Raw genomic sequence first — 19,690 nt, 5'->3', positions numbered from 1 at the left:
ACAGTAGGATTGATTCGAGAGCAGCGCTTGCTGCGAATCAGTTTATTCACCGGAAAATCCTGCTCCGGCTGTTTCTGGGCTGGCTGTTTCTCAGCGTAGCGGTCGGCGGCGTCGTTTTATGGCTGGAGGTCAATCGCATCCAGCAGTTCGTGCATGAACTTGCGCTCAGGGAATCAGAGACCTTCAGCGGGGAGTCCGCCCACAATTTGGAACGGCTGGATTCCACAGCTCGACAACATCTGGCAGAGTTGGCACAGCAATTGGTCAATCAGCATTTCCTGATCGTCGAACTGTACGACCGCAATAAACAACTTCAGCTTGAAACCATTCGGCAGGGGCAGGAGGACGCCGAACAGGGCATCGAACGTTATCGCCATCGATTTCCACAGGTGGGTGAGTTCTCCCACGAGTTCCATTTTATCCGTGGCGAATTGCTGCTGGTCATCCTGGTTCCGCTGAAAGACGTCCAGGACTTGCTAACCGGTTATTTCGAAGGCATCTACCAAGTCGATAAAGAGACCCTCGACTCGATCAAGAACGACCTACTGCGTACGCTGTTGTTTGTCACCCTCGGCATCACGTTTACCACTCTGTTGATGTATCCGATCATCCTGACGCTTAACCGGGGGCTGATCGAATTGTCCGGCGATTTGCTGAAAGGCAACCTGGAACTGATGACTGTGCTTGGCTGCGCGATTGCCGAACGCGATTCCGATACCAATAGCCACAACTACCGGGTAACGTTCTATGCGCTACGGCTTGGCGAGGCGATCGGGCTCGCCCGTGAAGATATTCACGATCTTATTGCCGGTGCTTTTTTGCATGATGTCGGCAAAATCGGCATCCGCGATCCGATCTTGCTGAAACCGGGAAAGCTGACGCCGGAAGAGTTCGAGGTCATGAAAATGCACGTATCGCTGGGCGTGGACATCCTGAGCAAGTCCAGCTGGTTAAGCGGCGCCAGGGACGTCGTCGAATTTCATCATGAGAAATACGACGGTACGGGTTATCCGCAAGGTCTCAAGGCTGAAGCGATTCCCTTGAATGCGCGAATATTCGCCATTGTGGATGTGTTCGACGCCCTGACTTCCAAGCGCCCGTACAAGGAATCGTGGACAATGCCCGAAGCCATCGCCACGCTCGAACGGGACAGCGGTAGTCATTTCGATCCGCAGTTGATGAAAATTTTTGTGAGGCTCGCCTCCGAACTTTATCAGAAAATCAGCGGCGTTGAGGAGCATCAGCTGGAAGCGATGTTACAACACAGCATCGCCCGCTATTTTTTGACTACTGCCGGCAGTCGGCACTAAAACACGTAGCTGGTGACAAAAATGATTTTACCGATGCGCGGCTAATGTTAATGGGAGAAATATCACTATGAACGCATGGCACAACCTGTCGATTGCCGAAGCCGCAAGTCTTCTTGATACCGATGTGGAGCAGGGGCTTTCCGGCAATGAAGCGAAACAGCGGCTCGCCCGGTATGGGCCAAATAAACTGCGCAAAGGCAAGCGATTTTCGGCCCTGGTCATTTTTGTAAGCCAGTTCAGAAGTCTGGTTATCTGGGTGTTGATCGGTGCGGCGGCTGTTTCCGCAGCGCTAGGTGAAACGGCTGACGGCATCGCCATCATTGCCATCGTAATCCTGAACGCGGTGATCGGTTTCATTCAGGAGTATCGCGCCGAAAAGGCGGCCGCCGCGTTGGCTCGCCTGGCAGCGCCCATTGTCGTGTGGTGCGCTGCGGGCATAGCGTGGTGGTTGCCGCGACTGAAATCGTTCCTGGTGATATTCTGCTGCTCGAAGGCGGGGATCTGGTCGCTGCGGACGCCCGTCTGATCCGGACATCAGTGCTTTGCATCAACGAAGCGCCGCTCACCGGCGAATCGCAAGCCGTAGATAAGTTCACTGACAGTGTTGCTCTGGCAACGCCGCTGGCAGACCGGAAAAACATGGTTTTTCTCGGCACCAGCGTAACGGCGGGAACCGGCCGCGCTTTGGTGGTTAATACCGGCATGGAGACGGAACTCGGCCATATCGCCAAACTTCTGGAGACCGCTGAAAGCGGAGCAACCCCATTGAAACGCCGACTCGATCGGGTAGCGCGTCTGCTGTTATGGGCCTGTTTCGGCATTGTTGCGCTGATTTTCAGTCTCGGCTTATTGCGGGGAATTGCGCCGTTTGAGCTTTTCCTGAGCGCGGTCAGTCTTGCGGTAGCGGCCATTCCCGAGGGTCTGCCTGCGGTGGTTACTGTCGCGCTCGCTTTGGGTGTGCAACGTATGGTGCAGCGCAACGCGTTGGTGCGGCATATGGCCTCGGTCGAAACGCTGGGCTGCGCCGAGGTTATCTGTACGGACAAGACCGGCACACTGACGATGGGTGAAATGACGGCGCGCAAGCTGATTACGTCGGAAAGCCTGTATCGCATCACCGGCGAAGGTTATGCCACGGAAGGTGCATTTTTTTCCGGCAACGTGGAAAACCTGCCGTCGAAAAGCCCGGAACTTTTCGCCTTGCTGTACGCATCGGCTGCTTGCAACGATGCCGAATTAAGTCTACTGGATGACCGGCCGGCGGTAGTGGGCGACCCAACCGAAGGGGCGCTGCTGGTGGCTGCTGCGAAAGGCGGTATTACCCGTGCAGCTATTGAAACTGAAATGCCGCGTCTGGCTGTTGTGCCTTTCGATTCCGACCGCAAACGCATGACCATCATTCGTAGTCAGGAAAGCCACCCCCGGGCATTCGTCAAAGGCGCGCCCGAAGTCATTCTCAGCCGTTGCAGCCTGATCCGTACCGATCAGGGAGTCAGAGAATTGACCGAGAATGACCGCAGCCGAATGTTGCAAGCCAATGCCTTATTGGCGCACGATGCCCTGCGCGTGCTTGCCGTCGCCGAGCGCTCCCTGGATAATTTCAGTTTCGAAGCAGGCATGGCCGTAAATGATACGGAGATCGAGCAGGAACTTACTCTTTTGGGACTCGTAGGCTTGCAGGATCCACCCCGAGGCGAGGCGAAAGAGGCCGTGGTCAAGTGCAAACGGGCCGGCATCAAAACCGTGATGATCACCGGCGATCATCCGGACACTGCATGGGCAATAGGTCATGAATTGGGCATTCTGGGCAAGGGCGACGAAGTTCTCGTAGGCGCCGAGCTGGACCGTCTGGATGACGAAGCGCTGAAGGAACGGGTAGCACAGATTTCGGTTTATGCGCGAGTTACCGCCGAGCACAAGCTGCGCATAGTTCGCGCGTGGAAAGCCCGGGGAACTGTGGTGGCAATGACCGGAGACGGGGTTAACGATGCTCCTGCACTCAAGGAGGCGTCCATCGGTATCGCGATGGGCATCACCGGCACCGAGGTGACCAAGGAGGCTGCGGATATCATTATCACCGATGACAATTTTGCCTCCATCGTCGCTGCCGTAGAAGAAGGCCGCGGCATTTATGACAACATCGCCAAAACCTTGGCCTATCTGCTGGCAGGGAATACCGGTGAATTGATCGTGATGCTGAGCGCGATCCTCCTGGGCTGGCCGCTGCCGCTTCTGCCGCTGCATCTTTTGTGGATCAACCTGGTGACAGACGGCTTGCCGGCGCTCGCTCTGGCGACTGATCCGGTTGATCCCGGCGTGTTGAATCGTCCGCCGAGACGTTCCCAGGATGCGCTATTCAACCGGGATTTTATCAAACTAACCCTGTTCACCGGCTTGCTGACCGCCGGCGTCACGCTTGGCGTGTTCGCCTATGAACGCTACATCGGCAACAGCCTTGAGCTAGCCCGCGATGCGGCCTTTACCGCCCTGGTGATCGCCGAGCTGCTGCGCGCATTCGGTGCGCGGAGCGAACAGCGTACTATTTGGCAGATAGGCCTGTTTTCCAACATGCGCCTGTTTCTGATTGTGGCGGTGAGCTTCGGCTTGCAGTTTGCGATACACCATGTCCCCATGCTACAAACGCTGTTTCAGATCGAGCCCGTGTCTCTAAATCAGTGCGTGACGTGGATCGGGGCTGGATTTATACCGCTGATTGTTCTTGAACTCAGAAAAGTTATTCGCCGCCCCGGGCAAAGAAGGAGGGTAAGACCATGAAAAAACACGCTAATGAAAAAATTTATACCTGCCCCATGCACCCGGAAATCCGTCTGGAAAAGCCTGGAAACTGTCCCAAATGCGGAATGGCCCTGGAACCAATGGCTCCGATGGAAAGCAAGGCCCACGAAATTCATACCGAATATGTGTGTCCGATGCATCCTGAGATCATCCGCAGTGAACCCGGCTCCTGTCCCAAGTGCGGCATGGCTCTGGAACCCCGGGATGTTTCAGGAGAGGATGAGGAAAACCACGAACTCACCGCTATGAGTCGACGATTTTGGGTTAGTGCCGCGCTGTCGATACCGGTGTTCATGTTGGCGATGGCCCACGACCTGATGCCGGGATTGATTGCCGGTGATTTCTTCAGCCACTCGTTGCAATGGATTGAATTTGCCTTGGCCACGCCGGTCGTTTTGTGGGGCGGCTGGCCGTTTTTTCAGCGCGGCTGGCGTTCCGTCATCAGTCTCAATTTAAACATGTTTACGCTGATTTCCTTGGGTATCGGCGTCGCCTGGATTTACAGCGTGGCAGCAACATTTGCGCCGGAAATTTTCCCATCGATTATGCGCAGCACAGACGGCAGGGTGGCGGTCTATTTCGAGGCCGCAGCCGTCATTACCGCATTGGTGCTGCTGGGACAAGTGCTGGAATTGCGGGCCCGAAGCCGGACCAGCCAGGCTATCAGGATGCTGCTGGAACTGGCGCCGAAAACAGCGCGCCGGGTGACAGGCGACGGCAACGAAGAAGATATTCCCCTTGAACAGGTACAACCGGGCGATGTGTTGCGCGTCCGGCCCGGCGAAAAAATCCCTGTTGACGGCGTCGTGCAGCAAGGTCATAGCAGCGTCGATGAATCGATGATGACCGGCGAACCTATCCCGGTGGAAAAAAATGCAGGGGATAGCCTGATAGGCGCCACCGTCAACAGCACCGGCAGTCTGCTGATGATCGCCGAGAAGGTCGGCGGCGAAACGCTGCTGGCCCGGATCGTGAATATGGTCAGCGAAGCTCAGCGCAGCCGGGCGCCGATCCAGAAGCTGGCGGATGCGGTTGCAGCCTGGTTTGTGCCGGCCGTTGTGATCATTGCCGTCATTACCTTGATCGTCTGGTGGCAATGGGGGCCGGAACCGCGCTTGGCTCATGCCATTGTCAATGCGGTAGCCGTTCTTATTATCGCCTGCCCCTGCGCACTTGGTCTTGCCACGCCGATGTCGATCATGGTCGGAACAGGCAGGGGCGCTCAGCTCGGGGTATTGATCAAAAATGCCGAAGCGCTGGAAATCATGGAAAAAATAGATACCTTGGTGGTCGACAAAACCGGCACGCTGACAGAGGGCAAGCCCCGGTTGATGTCGGTCAGCGCCTATAACAACTTTTCCGAAGAAGACGTGTTGTATCTTGGCGCAAGCCTGGAAAAAGCCAGCGAACACCCGCTTGCCGCCGCGATTGTTAAAGGTGCTGAACAAAAAGGCATCAAGCTGACTGCCGGCGAACAATTTGAATCGGTAACCGGCAAAGGTGTTTGCGGCAGAATTTCAAGCCGCCTGGTTGCGCTGGGTAACGCCCAATTAATGCAGGCGAAGAATATCGATATTACGCCGTTAATAAAACCGGCTGACGAGCTCCGTCTGGAAGGGCAGACCGTCATGTTTGTCGCCGTGGATGGGAAACTCGGCGGATTTATCAGCGTTGCCGATCCGATTAAATCATCAACACCGGAAGCGCTGAAAGCCCTGCACGAAGCCGGGATAAAAGTCGTGATGCTGACCGGTGACAACAAAACCACAGCCGATGCAGTGGCCAAAAAACTCGGCATAGACCGGGTTGAAGCGGAAGTATTACCCGAACAGAAAACCGCTTTCGTCAAACAATTGCAGGCCGAAGGCCGTCTTGTAGCAATGGCGGGTGACGGTATCAACGATGCACCGGCATTGGCGCAGGCACACGTAGGTATTGCGATGGGCACCGGCACCGATGTCGCGATGGAAAGTACCGGAGTCACGCTGGTCAAAGGCGATCTGCGCGGCATCGCCAGGTCACGGCTCTTGAGTCAAGCCACCATGAGCAATATCCGCCAGAACCTGTTCTTTGCTTTCATTTACAATGCTCTCGGCATTCCCGTTGCCGCCGGCGTGCTGTATCCATACTTCGGCATTTTGCTGTCACCGATGATTGCGGCGGCAGCGATGAGTTTTAGTTCGGTTTCGGTCATCACGAACGCTCTGCGACTGCGAAAATTATCGCTTTAAAAAAATCATTTATCTAAAAAAGCGATTATTTGGATTCGAAGGAGATGTCAAAGGTAAACGTTTTTGAGATCGCTTTATTAGGGTGCGTTTATGGGTTTTTAATGCACATTTATTGTGCGAATAAACTTGAGTAGAAGGCAAAAAATGCCTAACGTATTGATTGAACATGAATGGCACTATTCGTGCTTTAAAAAATAGCTGTGCTGATTGGGTTGATGGCCTATTTTTTGTGCGTCAATCCGCGAGCTATAAATCCCGGAAATCAGCCGGGATTTTGGTGATGTAAAGCATTCAGCTAAATAGCGGGTTACCTGATAGGTGGTAGCGCCTATTGATCGAAGCAGTTGAATTCTCTATCCTTACTTAACAACTTGAAAAACGATGATATTTTAAATTTTTTTTGAATCACTTAGGAGAAAACCCATGAAAAAAAAGTTACTGATTGCCTTGTTTTTAACTGTTGGCCTAGTGTCCGCTTGTGGCGAGATAAAATCGCATCCGATGGATATGACTCAAGCTGTACTAAACGCAGAATCCAAAGCCGATCATGAGGCGCTGGCGCAACACTATGAGGAAGCGGCAAAAGAAATGCAGCTTAAAGTTGATGAGCACAAAAAACTTCTTAGTCAATATGAGTCAAAAAGCTATCGCTACGGTAGACAGGCGGAAAGTTTGAAAGAGCACTGCCAAATGCTGATTGGGGTCTATAAAAGAGCTGTCGAAGAAAATTTGAGTATGGCAAAGCTGCATCGCCAGATGTAAGGCTTAATACAAATCAGTGCGGTAGGGCGGGGCTGAGGTACGAAGCTCATCAACCGCAGGCCAAGCAGATGGGCCGCACGATGTTTGGCCCATCTTATGCGCTGTCGTCGTCACGTTTTTAAAAAACCATCTGACCCAACTGTGATGTTTTTTCAATAGAGTAAGACGCATCGAATACTGCCGCTTGCACTGGCAAATCCGGATACCCAAAAAATCAAACAATAAACGGGCAGGTATGCGGTTTTAGTTATAACTGATGTTACGCACTGTCCACGAAAAGCACGAAAGCCACGAAAAAATATAAAGCCCTATATTCCCCGACTTACGGTGTAATGCCAAATTATTCATTCATATCATATCAATGTGACTGGAACTGGCATTCATGCCGGCATGACGATACTAGCCAAGGTTCATTGTAATCAGGATGCATTTTCGACATGCTTCTATATACCCCGTTTGTTTTTCGTGCTTTTTGTGTTTTTCGTGGACTACGATTTTTTATAGGTACGCGCGTAACATCAGGTTATAAGTTAGCTTCTTTAGTTATTGCTAAGGAATGAAACCTCGGCTGAAATCCTGCTTAATTCAATTTTTGTTTAAAAAAAGTCGAATTTTCAGAAACAATGCCGAATTTTTTATTTTTTGCAGCAGACTTCTCGGCAAGAGTTGTCCAAGTCTACTTTTTAAAGGTGCGATTTTTGCGATGATGCGTTGATGGATTGCACTGGACTTTATCGTATTAATGATCAGCATTAGAAAATCATAGGCTTTTTTAAACCAAGCGAAAGTCATCAGCTTTTCTTTAGAGAGACGAAACAGCCAAAAGGTCAATGCAGCGACCGGAATTTTTCCGGCATAAAGTCCGATCCCGGCAATCATTTTGCCTTTCGCGATCAGTCCGATTGCCACGATACCAAGCAATTCGACTTGAATGAATAATAATAAAAAAATAGTCAGTAAGGCGAGTCGGTCGAGCTCGATAAGCGATGTCTCAATTTTTTGTAAAATTTTAAGGCCGTGAATGAACCGATAAACAGGCTTGGCGATAGCTTCCCAAACCAGTTCTTCTAGCAAGATATAAACAAGGACCCAAAAGCCTAAAAATAAATCGCTGAATTTTCTAAATAATGTCTTCAACATAACTGTCGGGGAATAAGAGGCCGCTTCATTGCGGCGATTAAGCGGCGTACGCAGCCGTGATTTTGCCGTTGTCATCCAACATGAGTTTTAACCGGCCGTAGCACGATTTTTGGTCACACTGGCATCCGGAGCCTTCCATAATGCTTTCCATGAATGTAACGTATATCAGCAGACTGTCCGGCTTTCGCTCCCATCTTTCATATTCGATCGATTCGTTGATAATCCACCCGTTTTGACTGCAAAATACAGCTAATTCTTTGCAGTTTTCCAAGAATGACGTGATAGGGTCTGCTTGATCCTTATGAAAAATAGATATCGATTCAGGTAACTCTCAAGAAGGATAATCGGGGGCAGGGTAACATAAAAATAACGTTAATCTGACTCCAGATTAACACGGTTACGACAGATGGGCAGCACGATGTTTGGCCTATACTAAATGCTCCAGCTGTTGCTAACACTACTATTTCAAAAAAATACCCCTGTTGGCGACCGACAGCAAACGGGCAACAAGGCAGAAATGATTCAGTTAAACTTCGCGACACTTGTCACCTACGGCATTTTAACATTGGCATTGATCGGATTATGGTTGCCGCGAGCCACTCATTTTTCTCGGTTTTATTTAAAAAATACCTGATGCAGGGATTATCAAAAATACGCTACGGTGATGCACTTGCCATATCGATTACGGCGATTGTATTCGGTCTGGCGCATTACACGGGAGGCAGTAAGTACATTCTATTGGCAACAGTTGCAGGCGTTGGCTATGGCTGGGCCTACCGCTATACCCAGCGTATAGAAGCCTCAATTCTCACGCATTTCACCTTAAATTCATTGTATTTCTTATTGTTTACTTATCCGGCATTAGCGGCGTCAGTGCGATAGCGAGTAGCCCGCATGAAGTGCAACGGAATACGGGGTATCGGAGCCACGAAATCCCGTGTTATGCAAGCTCCATACGGGCTACTTGTTCTTCAGCGCTGCAACCGCGCCAGTCTTTGCAGTCCTGCCGTGGGCGGCGCGCCGAAGGTCTTGCGGAATTCATGGCTGAAATGGGCCGAGTCGGAAAATCCCGTGGCATGCGCCGCGATGGTGAAGTTGTTGCCTTTTATGATCTCGCGTATCGCTTTCCGCATCCGGTTCCAACCCCGATAACGGCGGAAAGGAACGCCGATTTGTTGCGTGAACAGATGCTGGAACCGCGAGGCGGACAGCCCGACCGTTCCGGCCAGCGTTGCCACCGAGGTGAGATCGTCGCCGTGTTCGAATAAAAACTCCACCACCTGGGCTATGCGGGGATCGATCAGTTCGGCTCTCGCCCGTCGTTTGGCAAACCCCATCAGATCGTCCAAGGGTTCCGCAGTCCATTGAGGATTGTAGCGGTCTTCGTAAAGGTCGCGCATGAACGAAACTTCCCCGGTGGTGCCGACCAAGGCGCCGTTGACCTCGCGGGTATTGCGGATCAGCGGCTTCAAGGCATCGGCTCCGGCGATATTCGGTTCGATATAAAACACCGTCAGCGGATCGCCGCCTATATCCAGCTCATGCAGGACACCGGCGGGAATAACCGCGGTGCGGCAGGACAGCCAATCGCCGCCATCCAGTCGCAGGCGAAAATTGCCGTAAATTCCGGCGAGAAAAACCGGCGCGCCGTGCTGATGGCTCGCGTTGTAATACAGCGGTCCGGTAAAAAACGTGCGGCCGTCGCTGATGTCCCAGAGCGCGTCGAACTTGACGGCCTCCGTCGCAGCACGTTCATACAAGCGAGGACTGTCTGCCATTGTTTATACTCCTTATTGTCTTGAGCCACCCGTTTTCAACGCAGGCGTTTGCGATGCAGTTTAGTCAAATCGCCGACTATTGACAACTGACAGCGGCTTGAGCAATTCGCCGACATTGGCGTTCAACAAGGCGGGACAAAAGTCCCCGTATAACGATGAGGATAACCATGACAAACCAAAAGATGACGATGACCAACCTTTTTCTTGTGGCGTTTGCCGGACTGTGTCTGGCGATAGCGCTTGCCATCGCCTGGGTGCTCGGCGTCACACTGTTTTTCCCCGATGGCGTCTTGGCCGGACACCTCGTCGAACGGGCCGACATTATCAGGGCCCATATCGACTATTTGATGATGTCCCAATTCCTGTTTATCTTTTTCCTGCTGTTTCGGCAGTATGCCATCGATCCGCCGGTCTGGGTCGTTGCCGCCTGCTGTTTCGGCGCTTTCTTCAATCCGTTGGCATTTCTGGTCAGAGGCTTGACGCCGAAGCCTTCGGTTGTCGCGGCGATTCCCGTTGAAGCGCATTTTCCGTTTCAGGCGGGATTGAGCTTCACGCTGACGACGGTCGGGTTTCTCACCGCTATCGCGCTGGTCGTCAGAGCGGCCTGGAAATTGAGATCGGTGAAGACTTGAGTCTGACTTGCTGCCCAATGTGCGGGGCTGTCTTCGGTGGGATGCACTCATCCTGGCGCAGCCTCGTACTCTATTTGTTAATAACTGATGTTACGCAGTTATTCGAATTTAGACTGCATTAACATTTTTATTATTAAAAGTGTCGCTACCGCGACGATTATTTGAATCGGGTTCTCGCACCCGAAGGCGAGTTACTTTCTTTTGCTTCGCCAAAAGAAAGTAACCAAAGAAAAGGCGACCCGGTTGCCGCTTGCTTCCTGCGCTCCTCGCTTTTATCGAGGGTCAGCAGAAGGGGCTCCTGCCCCTCTGCTGACGTGCGGCATCCCTGCCGCACCCCTAACGGGCTGTTCTCGATAAAAGCTCCGGTGCTCGGCGCGACAAACGGGAGAAGTACCATCCGTGCGTAACATCAGTTAATAAATTATCAAGACAATCGCTTTAGAATGACAAAAGCCGACATGTCGGCTTTTATCAAAACTCAGTAAAATAATAAAAAACCGGTAGCTTTGGTTAAATTCCATATTTCTCAATAACCCCGTGTTTACGGAATAACGACAACAACTTATAGCCAAGGCTCACTCATGATGAAACACTATTTGCTAGAAAAATCGTCGCCCTGGATTGTTAAACACACTCCGTTGATACCTAAGGCGGGTCGAGTACTCGACCTTGCCTGCGGCAACGGCCGCCATGCAATCTGGCTTGCCAAGCAAGGCTATCAGGTTGATGCGATTGATCGCGATGCGCAGGTGGTATCAAGCATGGAGGGGATGGACAATATCAACGTTTTTATTGTCGATCTCGAAGCAGGCGACTGGCCTTACTCAGACTGGAAGTATGACGGCATAATTGTCAGCCGTTATCTGTATCGGCCGCTGCTACACACTCTTCCCGCAATGCTGAATCCGGGCGGAGTGTTGATTTATGAAACCTTCATGGCGGGTAACGAACGCTATGGCAAGCCCAGCAATCCTGATTTTTTGTTGCTACCGAATGAGCTGTTCGAAATCTATTCACCTGTGCTGAATATAATCTCATTCGAGCAGGGTGAAGAGACAATGCCACGGCCTGCCGTTATGCAACGCATTTGCGCTACTAAAAATTCTTGATTATTCCCACGCAGCGCGTGGGAACGAGAAAGCGGATGTTATCTCCAGTTTATCAACCGGCGACAGCCAAAATCACCGCACCGGCCTTAAACACCGCCGTTGCAGCTTGGCCTTTGCGCAAGCCCAACGTTTCAACGCTGTCGTTGGTCACGGTCGCGGCAACCTGCTCGCCGCCCTTTAACTCGATATCGACTTCGGCGTTGACCGCACCGAGTTTAACTTGGGTTACCGTGCCTTGCAGCTGGTTGCGCGCCGACAGCCGGTAGCCGCCGAAATCGGTAACGATGATGATTTGCGGAGCCTTGACCAGCGCCACCACTGCCATGCCGATTTTGATCGCCAGCTTTTCGACGGATTCCTTGGTAATAGAGGCGACGATGGTTTCGCCGCCCTTTAAGCCGACATGAACTTCGGCATTGACCGCGCCGATGAGCACTTCAGTGACGGTACCTACAAACTGATTACGAGCACTTGCTTTCATGATGAATCTCCGGGGTGTTGGTTAATTTAATATCGATGTACCCTTGATCTGCACGTAAACCGCCATGCCGATCTGCAAACCCAGCAACAACGCCGATTTGCGGGTGATGTGCGCCAGCAGCGCCTGATCGCCGACCAGGTCGCATCGGTTCCCTACCGATTGCGACACTTCTGACCTCCATGGATGGAGGGAATGCCGAGGACTGCCGGGAGCAGTCTCGGCCGCCATCCTTGGCAGTCGCAGCCGTATCACGCTCTGGCCGTCGCGACCGTCGGCGATGCCGGTGATGGTCGCGGGCAGCACATTGAGAATGCTGGTGGCGGTCGGCGCTTCAAGGGCGATGCTGACATCGCGGGCGTAAATCTGTACCCGCAACGGCGTACCGATCTCGGCATCGACCGCCGGTAGGCTGAGTGAACCTCCGGCAAAAGCAACGCGGGTCAGATGATAGTCGGTTTCATGTTCGGCGACGGTCGCCTGCCAAACCGTGGCGGCCTCCCGATCCTGCGCCAGCGGCACGTCGAGACGGCTTTGCGTTTCCGAAAGCGGCCCCGAAGCCAGCGCTAGGCCGTCTTCCATGATCACCAGCGTGTCGGCCAGTTGCGCGACTTCCTGCTGAGAGTGGGTGACGTACAGTACCGGAATGTCGAGCTGCCGATGCAGGCGGCTTAAAAACGGCAGAATTTCCTGCTTGCGCTTGAAATCCAGCGACGCGAGCGGTTCGTCCATCAACAATATTTCAGGGTTGAGCGCCAATGCGCGGGCGATGGCGACCCGTTGCCGTTCGCCGCCGGACAAGCGTTCCGGCATGCGCTCCATTAACTGGCCGATGCCCAGCAATTCAACGGCGTGTTCCAGTTTGACCGTGCCCGAATTTTGCTTAATCCGCTTCAAGCCGTAATGCAGGTTATCCCGCACCGTTAAATGCGGAAACAGGTTGGCTTCCTGAAACACATAACCCAGCGGCCGTTTATGGGTGGGCAAGAACAGGCCGCGTTCGCTGTCCTGCCAAATGCTGCCGTTGATTGCCAGCTTACCCTGAGGCGCATGTTGCAGTCCGGCGATGCAGCGCAACAGCGTGGTTTTGCCGGAGCCGGAATGGCCGAACAATACGGTAATGCCGGTGCCGGGCAGCTTTAAATCGACGTCCAGTTTAAAGTCGCCGTAGTCGAGCTGGAAGCGGGCTTGGATATTGGTCATGTTGGTCATTTAAGCGGGTGGGCGACGGGATGCGTTTTCAGCGCGGTATACAGTATCAGCAGCACGCTGAATGAGAACAAAAGCAGGCAGCCCGCCAGCCAGTGCGCTTCTGTGTATTCCAGCGCTTCGACATGATTGTAGATTTGCACCGACACCACGCGGGTCTTGTTGGGGATATTGCCGCCGACCATCAGCACCACGCCGAATTCGCCGACGGTATGGGCAAAGCCTAAAATGGCGGCGGTCATGAAACCGGGTTTCGCCAGCGGCACGACCACGCTGAAAAAAGTATCCAAAGGACCGGCGCGCAAGGTTGCCGCTGCTTCCAGAGGATGTTCGCCGATGGCGGCGAACGCGGTTTGTAAAGGTTGCACGACAAACGGTAACGAATACAGCACTGATGCCACTACCAATCCGGGAAAGGTGAACGGTAAGGTGCCCAATCCCAACCAACTGGTGAATTTGCCGATTGCTCCGGCAGGGCCCATCAGCACCAGTAGATAGAAGCCCAGTACAGTCGGCGGCAACACCAGCGGCAGCGCTACGACGGCATTGATGATGCCTTTCCAGGCGGAACGTGTCCGGGCCAGCCACCAGGCCAGCGGGGTGCCGAACAGCAGCATCAGCATGGTAGCGATACTGGCCACTTTGAATGTTAAAAAAAGTGTGTCGAGATCGGCAGGGCTTAACATAAGTATTTTCCTATTATTGAGGCAAACCAAAACCGTATTTTTCGATAATCGCCGATACTATGAGCGATTTAAGAAAATCCACTAGGGCAAGCGCCGCCGGGTTTTCGGCACCGGTTTTCAGCAACACAGCCATTTGCCGGAATGGGCTGTGCAGATTATCCGGTATGACCCAGCCCGACCCGCTGCCGATTTTGCCACTATTAACATCAATGACTTGCGCCAGCCCGACAAAACCCAGCTCGGCATTGCCGGTGCTGACAAACTGAAAGGTTTGCGAAATGTTTTCGCCCATTACGAACAAAGGACGCAGATTGTCTAATACGCCCAGGCTTTTCATCACGTCCTCTGCCACCACACCGTAAGGAGCATGGCTGGGATCGGCCAAGGCAATATGTTTGAAAGTGCCGGTTTTCAAGATTTCTCCTTGACCGTCAACATAATCGGGTGTTGCCGACCACAACACCAATTTGCCGATAGCGTAAACAAAATGGCTGTCGATAACCGCGAAACCGGATTTTTCCAGTTCCAGCGGGTATTTTTCGCTGGCCGACAAATAGACTTCAAACGGCGCGCCGCTTTGAATTTGCGCGAAAGCCTTGCCGGAGGAACCGAACGACAGCTTGGCGGTATGGCCGGTGGTTTTTTCAAAAGCGGCGGCGATTTCGGTCATCGGTTTAGTGAAATCCGAGGCAACGGCGACCAGCGTAGTTGCGGCCCAGGTAGAAGGTGCAAGCAAAATCAGCCATGCGGCTAGGATAGGGCGAAAAAGGTGCTGATGTAACATAAAATTCTCCAATAATTTAAATGATGAGAGTTATTTCGATTTTATAAAGCCTGTACGCCAGGTTGCCTGAAACGTTATTCGAGCTAGGTACACCAGACCTTCCAGGTTTTAAAAACCTGGAAGGTCTTACCCGCATCGTCCTGAGCATAATCCAATAGGTCGATAATTGAGTGCCCTGCTGTCAAACGCGGCTAACTTATCCGGTTCATCGGTTTATCAATCCGTCAAAAACGCAACAGGCTTTGTACATAGACATAATTGACGTCATCCTTATTAGTTGGCGCATTGATGGTTTCCTTGGCGAAAGTGTCTTTGAACAGATGCGCCCAGCCGGTTTCGAAATTCAGGCTGCTGTTGAAATCCCAGCGAGCTGTCAGTTCGAGTTGCTGGCCGATAAAGTTATCGGTCCTACCCGTGGTATCGCGCAGATTGGCTGAGGTCCAACTATCCTTATTCTCCGCCAGCCATTAGAGCCGGTGACTGAGGCCAAGCTGCACATCGTTTCGCGGCGCGGCGGTTAAGCGCAAGCCCGGAGTATTAATATTGCTGCGGGCAAAGGCGCCGTAAATGCCGGTTGCACCGAACTCGAAGCGCCTTGCTCCGTACAGGGTATCGAAACGCTGATCTTTTCTATCGTTGGGGTCGTGATCGCCGCTGGCGTAATCGTATTCCAGCGCTAAACGCGGCGACCAGGGAATATCAAAGGTGTAACCGACGTCCAGGTGTTGATACCAGGCGGAATGGTCTAAATCCGTGCTATTGTTGCCGGCGGTCGATGAACGCACCGTGCCGAATTGGCCGATGGTTTCGGTTTGAAAGTCGAATGCGCCTTTGGCCGGTTTCATGTAAAAGCGCATGCCGGGCGTGAAATAACGCCGGTTGGCAGTCTGGCTGCGTTTGCGGTCGCCTTCGTCTAAATGGTACAAATACAATTCGGCGTTAATGCCCCAGGCGATGTCGTATTTTTCCAGAAATCCACTGGAAAACCAGGTTTGGTATTCCGGTTCATCGAAACTGTGGAATCCATCAAGAAGTTGCGCCGAGTTATTCGGATAGCGGCCGACCGGTTTGGTCACAAAAGCATTGAATTGCCAGTTGTTATAATCGAGCAAACGCAGCCGCACGCCGTCGAAACTATTGATGGTGTTGCGCATCGCGTTTCTGGCAATCAAGCGGCGACTACCGAAATTAAGCGATTGCCGGCCGACGATGACTTCCGCTCCCAGACCGCTGTAGGCTACGTTCTGATCGGCCCAGGCCAGATAACCCTGGATAAAGTCAGCCTCGTCAACGTGGGTGTTATTGATCCCGGAACCGCTATCGGCGCCGAACTGCCGTGCATCCAGAAACTCGGCTCCAGCGCGTAGGTGATTGAAGCGCGCCTCCAGAAATACGTCGGTTTGCAACGGAATTTGTTGGTCGCCGCCTTTACCGCCGGCTTTGAAACTGCCGTCCATGGTTTCGTAGCGGGTGCGCTGTTCCACCGACAGAGACAGCCATTTCGGCAGGTTCAGTGTATCATGCAGATTCCAGACCGGTTTTTCGTATTTGTCCGAACCGAGTAAAGGATCGGACATCTGGCTGGAAAAAGCGGCAAACGGGGGCTTGGTGTAAGTTTTCTTTTCGGCGGCCTGAACAGCGTTGTTGGCGCCCATGCAAAAACCGCTGGCGACTATTAAACTGAGTGTATGGTTAACAGTAACGCCGGTAAAAGATTTTCTTCGCATCATCAATGACCTATAATTGTAACTATAATGTATACGTCGACGCTGATTCGTCGATGTATACAGAGTCTTATTCGGGAAAACTAAAAATAAGACATGGCTCCAGTTTAACAACGTTATGTATCAAAGTACATAACGTTATTGGTGACAATGTTCCTTAGAGCAAGTGACGTGCCAATTATTAACATGGCGGTTACATCATTGAATTGTTTTGATTATTGTTTTGCGTCAAAAGAGTAAACAATGTTGTGTTTCAAACATTTTGTTCTGTTCTGTAGGCTTAATGACAGTGCAGTTACTTAACACTGTCCTCACACCATTAGGGAAATAATGATTAATTCAATTCTTGTTCCGCAGCACAATCATTTATGGCTGACAGCTTAAACCACAACAATATTTCAACAGCCTGGGTCGATGGCGAATTGCGGTTAGTCGGCTTGGATAGCCGCATGATCGGCTTGTTAACGGCGATAGATCAAAGCGGCTCCATCAATCAGGCTGCCAAGCAGATGGGCTTGAGTTACAAAGGCGCCTGGCAAATTATTGAAAGAGCTAACAACGGCGCGCCGAAAACATTAGTCAGCACCGCCACGGGCGGCAGCAAAGGCGGCGGCACCTGTTTAACCGAGGCAGGACGCTCGTTGCTGGCGCTGTTCACCCGTCTGGAACAACAGCATCGGCAGTTTTTTGAGCAGCTCAACCGCGGTCTCGCAGGCGATCCCGATACGGTATTGCTGTTGCAGCGCCTGGTGGTTAAAACCAGCGCCCGTAATCAGCTGTTCGGCAGCATTGTCGCGGTTCAAGCCGGTGCGGTGAATGCCGAGGTAAGCGTGAAATTGAAAGGCGGCGAACAGGTTATTGCCAATGTCACCCTGGCATCGCTCAGCGATCTTGGGGTACAGGTCGGCGCCGATGCGGTGTTGTTGATCAACAGTGCCGACATAACGCTGACAATCGATTCCGATCCCAATCGCTTTTCGGCACGCAACCATCTGTCCGGTAACGTGATTCGCGTCCAACAGGACGAGGTGAATGCGGAAGTGATTGTTTTATTGCCCGGCGGCGAAACGCTGGTTGCCATGGTTACGCCGCAAAGCGTACAAAGCCTGGCTTTGATGCCCGGTATGGCTGTATGGGCGATGTTTAAAAGTAATGCTCCGGTTCTGGGCGTCATGTCTTCGCTTTGATAACGGTTAATCCATCTTCAACAACCGACCGGAATTGCGTTCATTATATGAATTCAAGCGTTCTGGATTTTTTATTGTCCCTCAAGTGTAAACGATCAACCGGATTGATATAATGACAGTCGATTTTGTACTGCGAAGCTGGAACGCTTGGGCACCCGGAATGAGCTGTCACGAAGATTGGCGAAAGTGGCATGACCATCAGACCTTTGCCCAAGAGGAAACAGCGGCCCTACCGGCTACGGTGCCCAAAATACTGCAACGCAGATTAAGTCCATTGGGTCGAGCGGTTTTTCATGCGGCGGACGGTTGTATTGACAGCGATAAGTCATTGCCCATTGTGTTCAGCTCCGCCCATGGCGAAGTGAATAAGTCATTGGAGATGCTCAAAAGCATGCAAAAAGGTGACGAAGTTTCGCCGACTGCTTTTAGTCTGTCAGTTCATAACGCCATAGCGGGATTGTTTTCCATCGCCTATGCCAATCATCAGGAAATTACCGTGGTTGCGCCGGGCCAGGACGGTATTGCTCCGGCGTTTATTGAAGCGCTGGGGCTTTTGCAGGAACACCATAACGAAGTACTGGTAGTGATGTATGATGAGCCGCTATCGGATTTTTACCCGTCGTTACCGTTTGCGCTTAATGCGCCTGCCATTTGTGCATTGGCTTTAAATATTTCTTTAGCCGGGAATGGCTTGCCGTTACGGTTTTGTAGAACGCCTGCGCATCGAGATGATGGCGAGCAGGCCTTGCAGATACTCTCTTTTATAAAGTTTCTTGTTGCCGACGATAAAGCGTTGGTGCTGGGCAATCATAGGCATAGCTGGGAATGGCACAAAAAATAGCGGAAAAATTAGGCTATGGCTGGCGTCTTCTGGCAACAGCATTGAGTTTTTTTAGTTTTGGCGTGGGCGGTTTATTTCTGTGGGCACTGGTATTTCCGGTGTTGTCTCTGTTGCCCGGCAATCCACGGAAAAAAGTCGGTCGGGGCCAAAAAACAGTGCACTACAGTTTTTATGTCTTCATCGGCTTGATGCACAGGCTGGGGGTGATGACTTACGAAATCGTGGGTCTGGACAAGCTCAATCGACCCGGACAGTTGATCATCGCCAATCATCCGACGCTGGTCGATATCGTATTCTTGATCAGCCGAATCAAACAAGCCAGCTGTATTGTCAAAGCCAAGCTGTGGCATAATCCGTTCATGCGCGGTCCCATACTCAATGCGGGATACATCAGCAACGGCGATCCTGAGCAAATGATAGCCGAGTGTGTTGCCTGGTTGCGCTCAGGAGGATCGATGATTATTTTTCCTGAAGGAACGCGATCAATGCCGGGTAAGCCGTATCATTTTCAACGCGGCGCGGCGGCCATTGCCTTGCAGGCCAATGCCATTGTGACCCCGGTGACGCTGACCTGTTATCCCAGTACCTTAACCAAAGCCGAGCGGTGGTATCAAATTCCTGCTCGCCGCTTTCATCTGACCATGCATGTCGGCGATGATATTGCGCTGGATGAATTTGCCGAGCTCAGTCCAAAATCGATAGGTGTGCGTCGCTTTACACAATATCTGCAAGATTATTTTACCCAACAGAGAGCTTTATAAACACGATGGAAAACGAATTAAAACAACTCATTATTGATACGCTGGATCTGGAAGACATCAGCGTGGCGGATATAGACAGTCAGGCACCGTTGTTTAACGACGGCTTGGGACTGGATTCCATCGATGCGCTGGAATTGGGCTTGGCTATCCGCAAAAAATACGACGTAAAGATTGATGCTGAAAAAGAGGACGTGGTGAAGATTTTCTCCTCGGTTTCAACGTTGGCTGAATACATTGAAGCGGCGCGTAGTTGAGGCGATTA

The 19,690-nt window shown here is 52.0% G+C and carries 20 protein-coding genes; 13 read left to right on the top strand and 7 right to left on the bottom strand.

Features of this window, described 5'->3' with window-relative positions:
* Positions 1-8: 8 nt before the first annotated feature.
* From RW114_RS08330 to RW114_RS08310, 5 genes are all read left to right on the top strand, one after another.
* Positions 9-1,310, top strand: a complete 1,302-nt coding sequence (locus RW114_RS08330; protein ID WP_340122288.1) for an HD-GYP domain-containing protein — start codon at positions 9-11, stop codon at positions 1,308-1,310.
* Between the two features lie 67 nt (positions 1,311-1,377).
* Positions 1,378-1,836, top strand: coding sequence for a cation-transporting P-type ATPase (locus RW114_RS08325; RefSeq protein WP_340122286.1), 459 nt, complete (start codon positions 1,378-1,380; stop codon positions 1,834-1,836).
* The gene (locus RW114_RS08320) at positions 1,731-4,085 is read left to right on the top strand and encodes a cation-translocating P-type ATPase (RefSeq protein ID WP_340122285.1); all 2,355 of its coding nucleotides are present in this window, start codon (positions 1,731-1,733) and stop codon (positions 4,083-4,085) included. The genes RW114_RS08325 and RW114_RS08320 overlap by 106 nt, the downstream gene beginning before the upstream one ends.
* The gene (locus tag RW114_RS08315) at positions 4,082-6,337 is read left to right on the top strand and encodes a copper-transporting P-type ATPase (protein WP_340122284.1); all 2,256 of its coding nucleotides are present in this window, start codon (positions 4,082-4,084) and stop codon (positions 6,335-6,337) included. Before RW114_RS08320 ends, RW114_RS08315 begins: the two co-directional genes overlap by 4 nt.
* 423 nt (positions 6,338-6,760) lie before the next feature.
* Entirely contained in the window at positions 6,761-7,099 is a 339-nt protein-coding gene (locus tag RW114_RS08310; protein ID WP_340122283.1) for a hypothetical protein, read from the top strand.
* 585 nt (positions 7,100-7,684) lie between these two features.
* Here RW114_RS08310 and RW114_RS08305 read toward each other — a convergent pair.
* Positions 7,685-8,314: a hypothetical protein gene (locus tag RW114_RS08305; protein WP_340122282.1), complete on the bottom strand. Its 630-nt coding sequence runs from the start codon at positions 8,312-8,314 to the stop codon at positions 7,685-7,687.
* A 507-nt stretch (positions 8,315-8,821) separates the two neighbouring features.
* Here RW114_RS08305 and RW114_RS08300 point away from each other — a divergent pair.
* The gene (locus RW114_RS08300) at positions 8,822-9,121 is read left to right on the top strand and encodes a CPBP family intramembrane glutamic endopeptidase (protein ID WP_340122281.1); all 300 of its coding nucleotides are present in this window, start codon (positions 8,822-8,824) and stop codon (positions 9,119-9,121) included.
* An 89-nt stretch (positions 9,122-9,210) separates the two neighbouring features.
* On the opposite strand, the gene RW114_RS08295 is transcribed toward RW114_RS08300, so the two are convergent.
* Positions 9,211-10,017, bottom strand: a complete 807-nt coding sequence (locus tag RW114_RS08295) for a helix-turn-helix domain-containing protein (protein ID WP_340122280.1) — start codon at positions 10,015-10,017, stop codon at positions 9,211-9,213.
* Positions 10,018-10,184: 167 nt separating this feature from the next.
* Here RW114_RS08295 and RW114_RS08290 point away from each other — a divergent pair, with 167 nt between their 5' ends.
* On the top strand, positions 10,185-10,649 hold the full coding sequence (locus RW114_RS08290; protein WP_340122279.1) for a hypothetical protein: 465 nt from the start codon (positions 10,185-10,187) through the stop codon (positions 10,647-10,649).
* Positions 10,650-11,230: 581 nt separating this feature from the next.
* Entirely contained in the window at positions 11,231-11,758 is a 528-nt protein-coding gene (locus RW114_RS08285; protein ID WP_340122278.1) for a class I SAM-dependent methyltransferase, read from the top strand.
* 52 nt (positions 11,759-11,810) lie between these two features.
* Here RW114_RS08285 and RW114_RS08280 read toward each other — a convergent pair whose 3' ends face one another.
* The 4 genes from RW114_RS08280 to modA are packed head-to-tail and all read right to left on the bottom strand — an operon-like array spanning position 11,811 to position 14,915.
* Positions 11,811-12,239 (bottom strand): TOBE domain-containing protein, encoded by a 429-nt coding sequence (locus RW114_RS08280; protein WP_340122277.1) that lies wholly within the window; start codon positions 12,237-12,239, stop codon positions 11,811-11,813.
* A gap of 21 nt (positions 12,240-12,260) precedes the next feature.
* Positions 12,261-13,439: a molybdenum ABC transporter ATP-binding protein gene (gene modC, locus RW114_RS08275; protein ID WP_340122276.1), complete on the bottom strand. Its 1,179-nt coding sequence runs from the start codon at positions 13,437-13,439 to the stop codon at positions 12,261-12,263.
* A 5-nt stretch (positions 13,440-13,444) separates the two neighbouring features.
* Positions 13,445-14,131, bottom strand: a complete 687-nt coding sequence (gene modB / locus RW114_RS08270) for a molybdate ABC transporter permease subunit (protein WP_340122275.1) — start codon at positions 14,129-14,131, stop codon at positions 13,445-13,447.
* A gap of 13 nt (positions 14,132-14,144) precedes the next feature.
* Positions 14,145-14,915 (bottom strand): molybdate ABC transporter substrate-binding protein, encoded by a 771-nt coding sequence (modA, locus tag RW114_RS08265; RefSeq protein WP_340122274.1) that lies wholly within the window; start codon positions 14,913-14,915, stop codon positions 14,145-14,147.
* A gap of 170 nt (positions 14,916-15,085) precedes the next feature.
* Between modA and RW114_RS08260 the strand changes: the two genes are divergently transcribed.
* Positions 15,086-15,352: a hypothetical protein gene (locus RW114_RS08260; protein WP_340122273.1), complete on the top strand. Its 267-nt coding sequence runs from the start codon at positions 15,086-15,088 to the stop codon at positions 15,350-15,352.
* A 30-nt stretch (positions 15,353-15,382) separates the two neighbouring features.
* Here the strand turns inward: RW114_RS08260 and RW114_RS08255 are convergent, their stop codons facing one another.
* Complete coding sequence (locus RW114_RS08255) at positions 15,383-16,642, bottom strand: alginate export family protein (protein ID WP_340122272.1); 1,260 nt, start codon at positions 16,640-16,642, stop codon at positions 15,383-15,385.
* Between the two features lie 365 nt (positions 16,643-17,007).
* On the opposite strand from RW114_RS08255, the gene RW114_RS08250 reads away from it, so the two are divergent.
* From RW114_RS08250 to RW114_RS08235, 4 genes are all read left to right on the top strand, one after another.
* The gene (locus tag RW114_RS08250; RefSeq protein WP_340122271.1) at positions 17,008-17,826 is read left to right on the top strand and encodes a TOBE domain-containing protein; all 819 of its coding nucleotides are present in this window, start codon (positions 17,008-17,010) and stop codon (positions 17,824-17,826) included.
* 112 nt (positions 17,827-17,938) lie between these two features.
* A complete protein-coding gene (locus RW114_RS08245; protein ID WP_340122270.1) occupies positions 17,939-18,667 on the top strand; it encodes a beta-ketoacyl synthase chain length factor in 729 nt (242 codons plus the stop codon).
* Entirely contained in the window at positions 18,652-19,428 is a 777-nt protein-coding gene (locus RW114_RS08240) for a lysophospholipid acyltransferase family protein (protein WP_340122269.1), read from the top strand. Before RW114_RS08245 ends, RW114_RS08240 begins: the two co-directional genes overlap by 16 nt.
* Before the next feature lie 5 nt (positions 19,429-19,433).
* Positions 19,434-19,682, top strand: coding sequence for a phosphopantetheine-binding protein (locus RW114_RS08235; RefSeq protein ID WP_479687028.1), 249 nt, complete (start codon positions 19,434-19,436; stop codon positions 19,680-19,682).
* Positions 19,683-19,690 lie beyond the last annotated feature (8 nt).

It is taken from the genome of Methylobacter svalbardensis (assembly GCF_037671525.1).
Taxonomy (GTDB): Bacteria; Pseudomonadota; Gammaproteobacteria; order Methylococcales; family Methylomonadaceae; genus Methylobacter_A; species Methylobacter_A svalbardensis.
The sequence above is the reverse complement of the archived record's forward strand: the minus strand, read 5'-3'. Positions and strand labels throughout refer to the sequence as shown.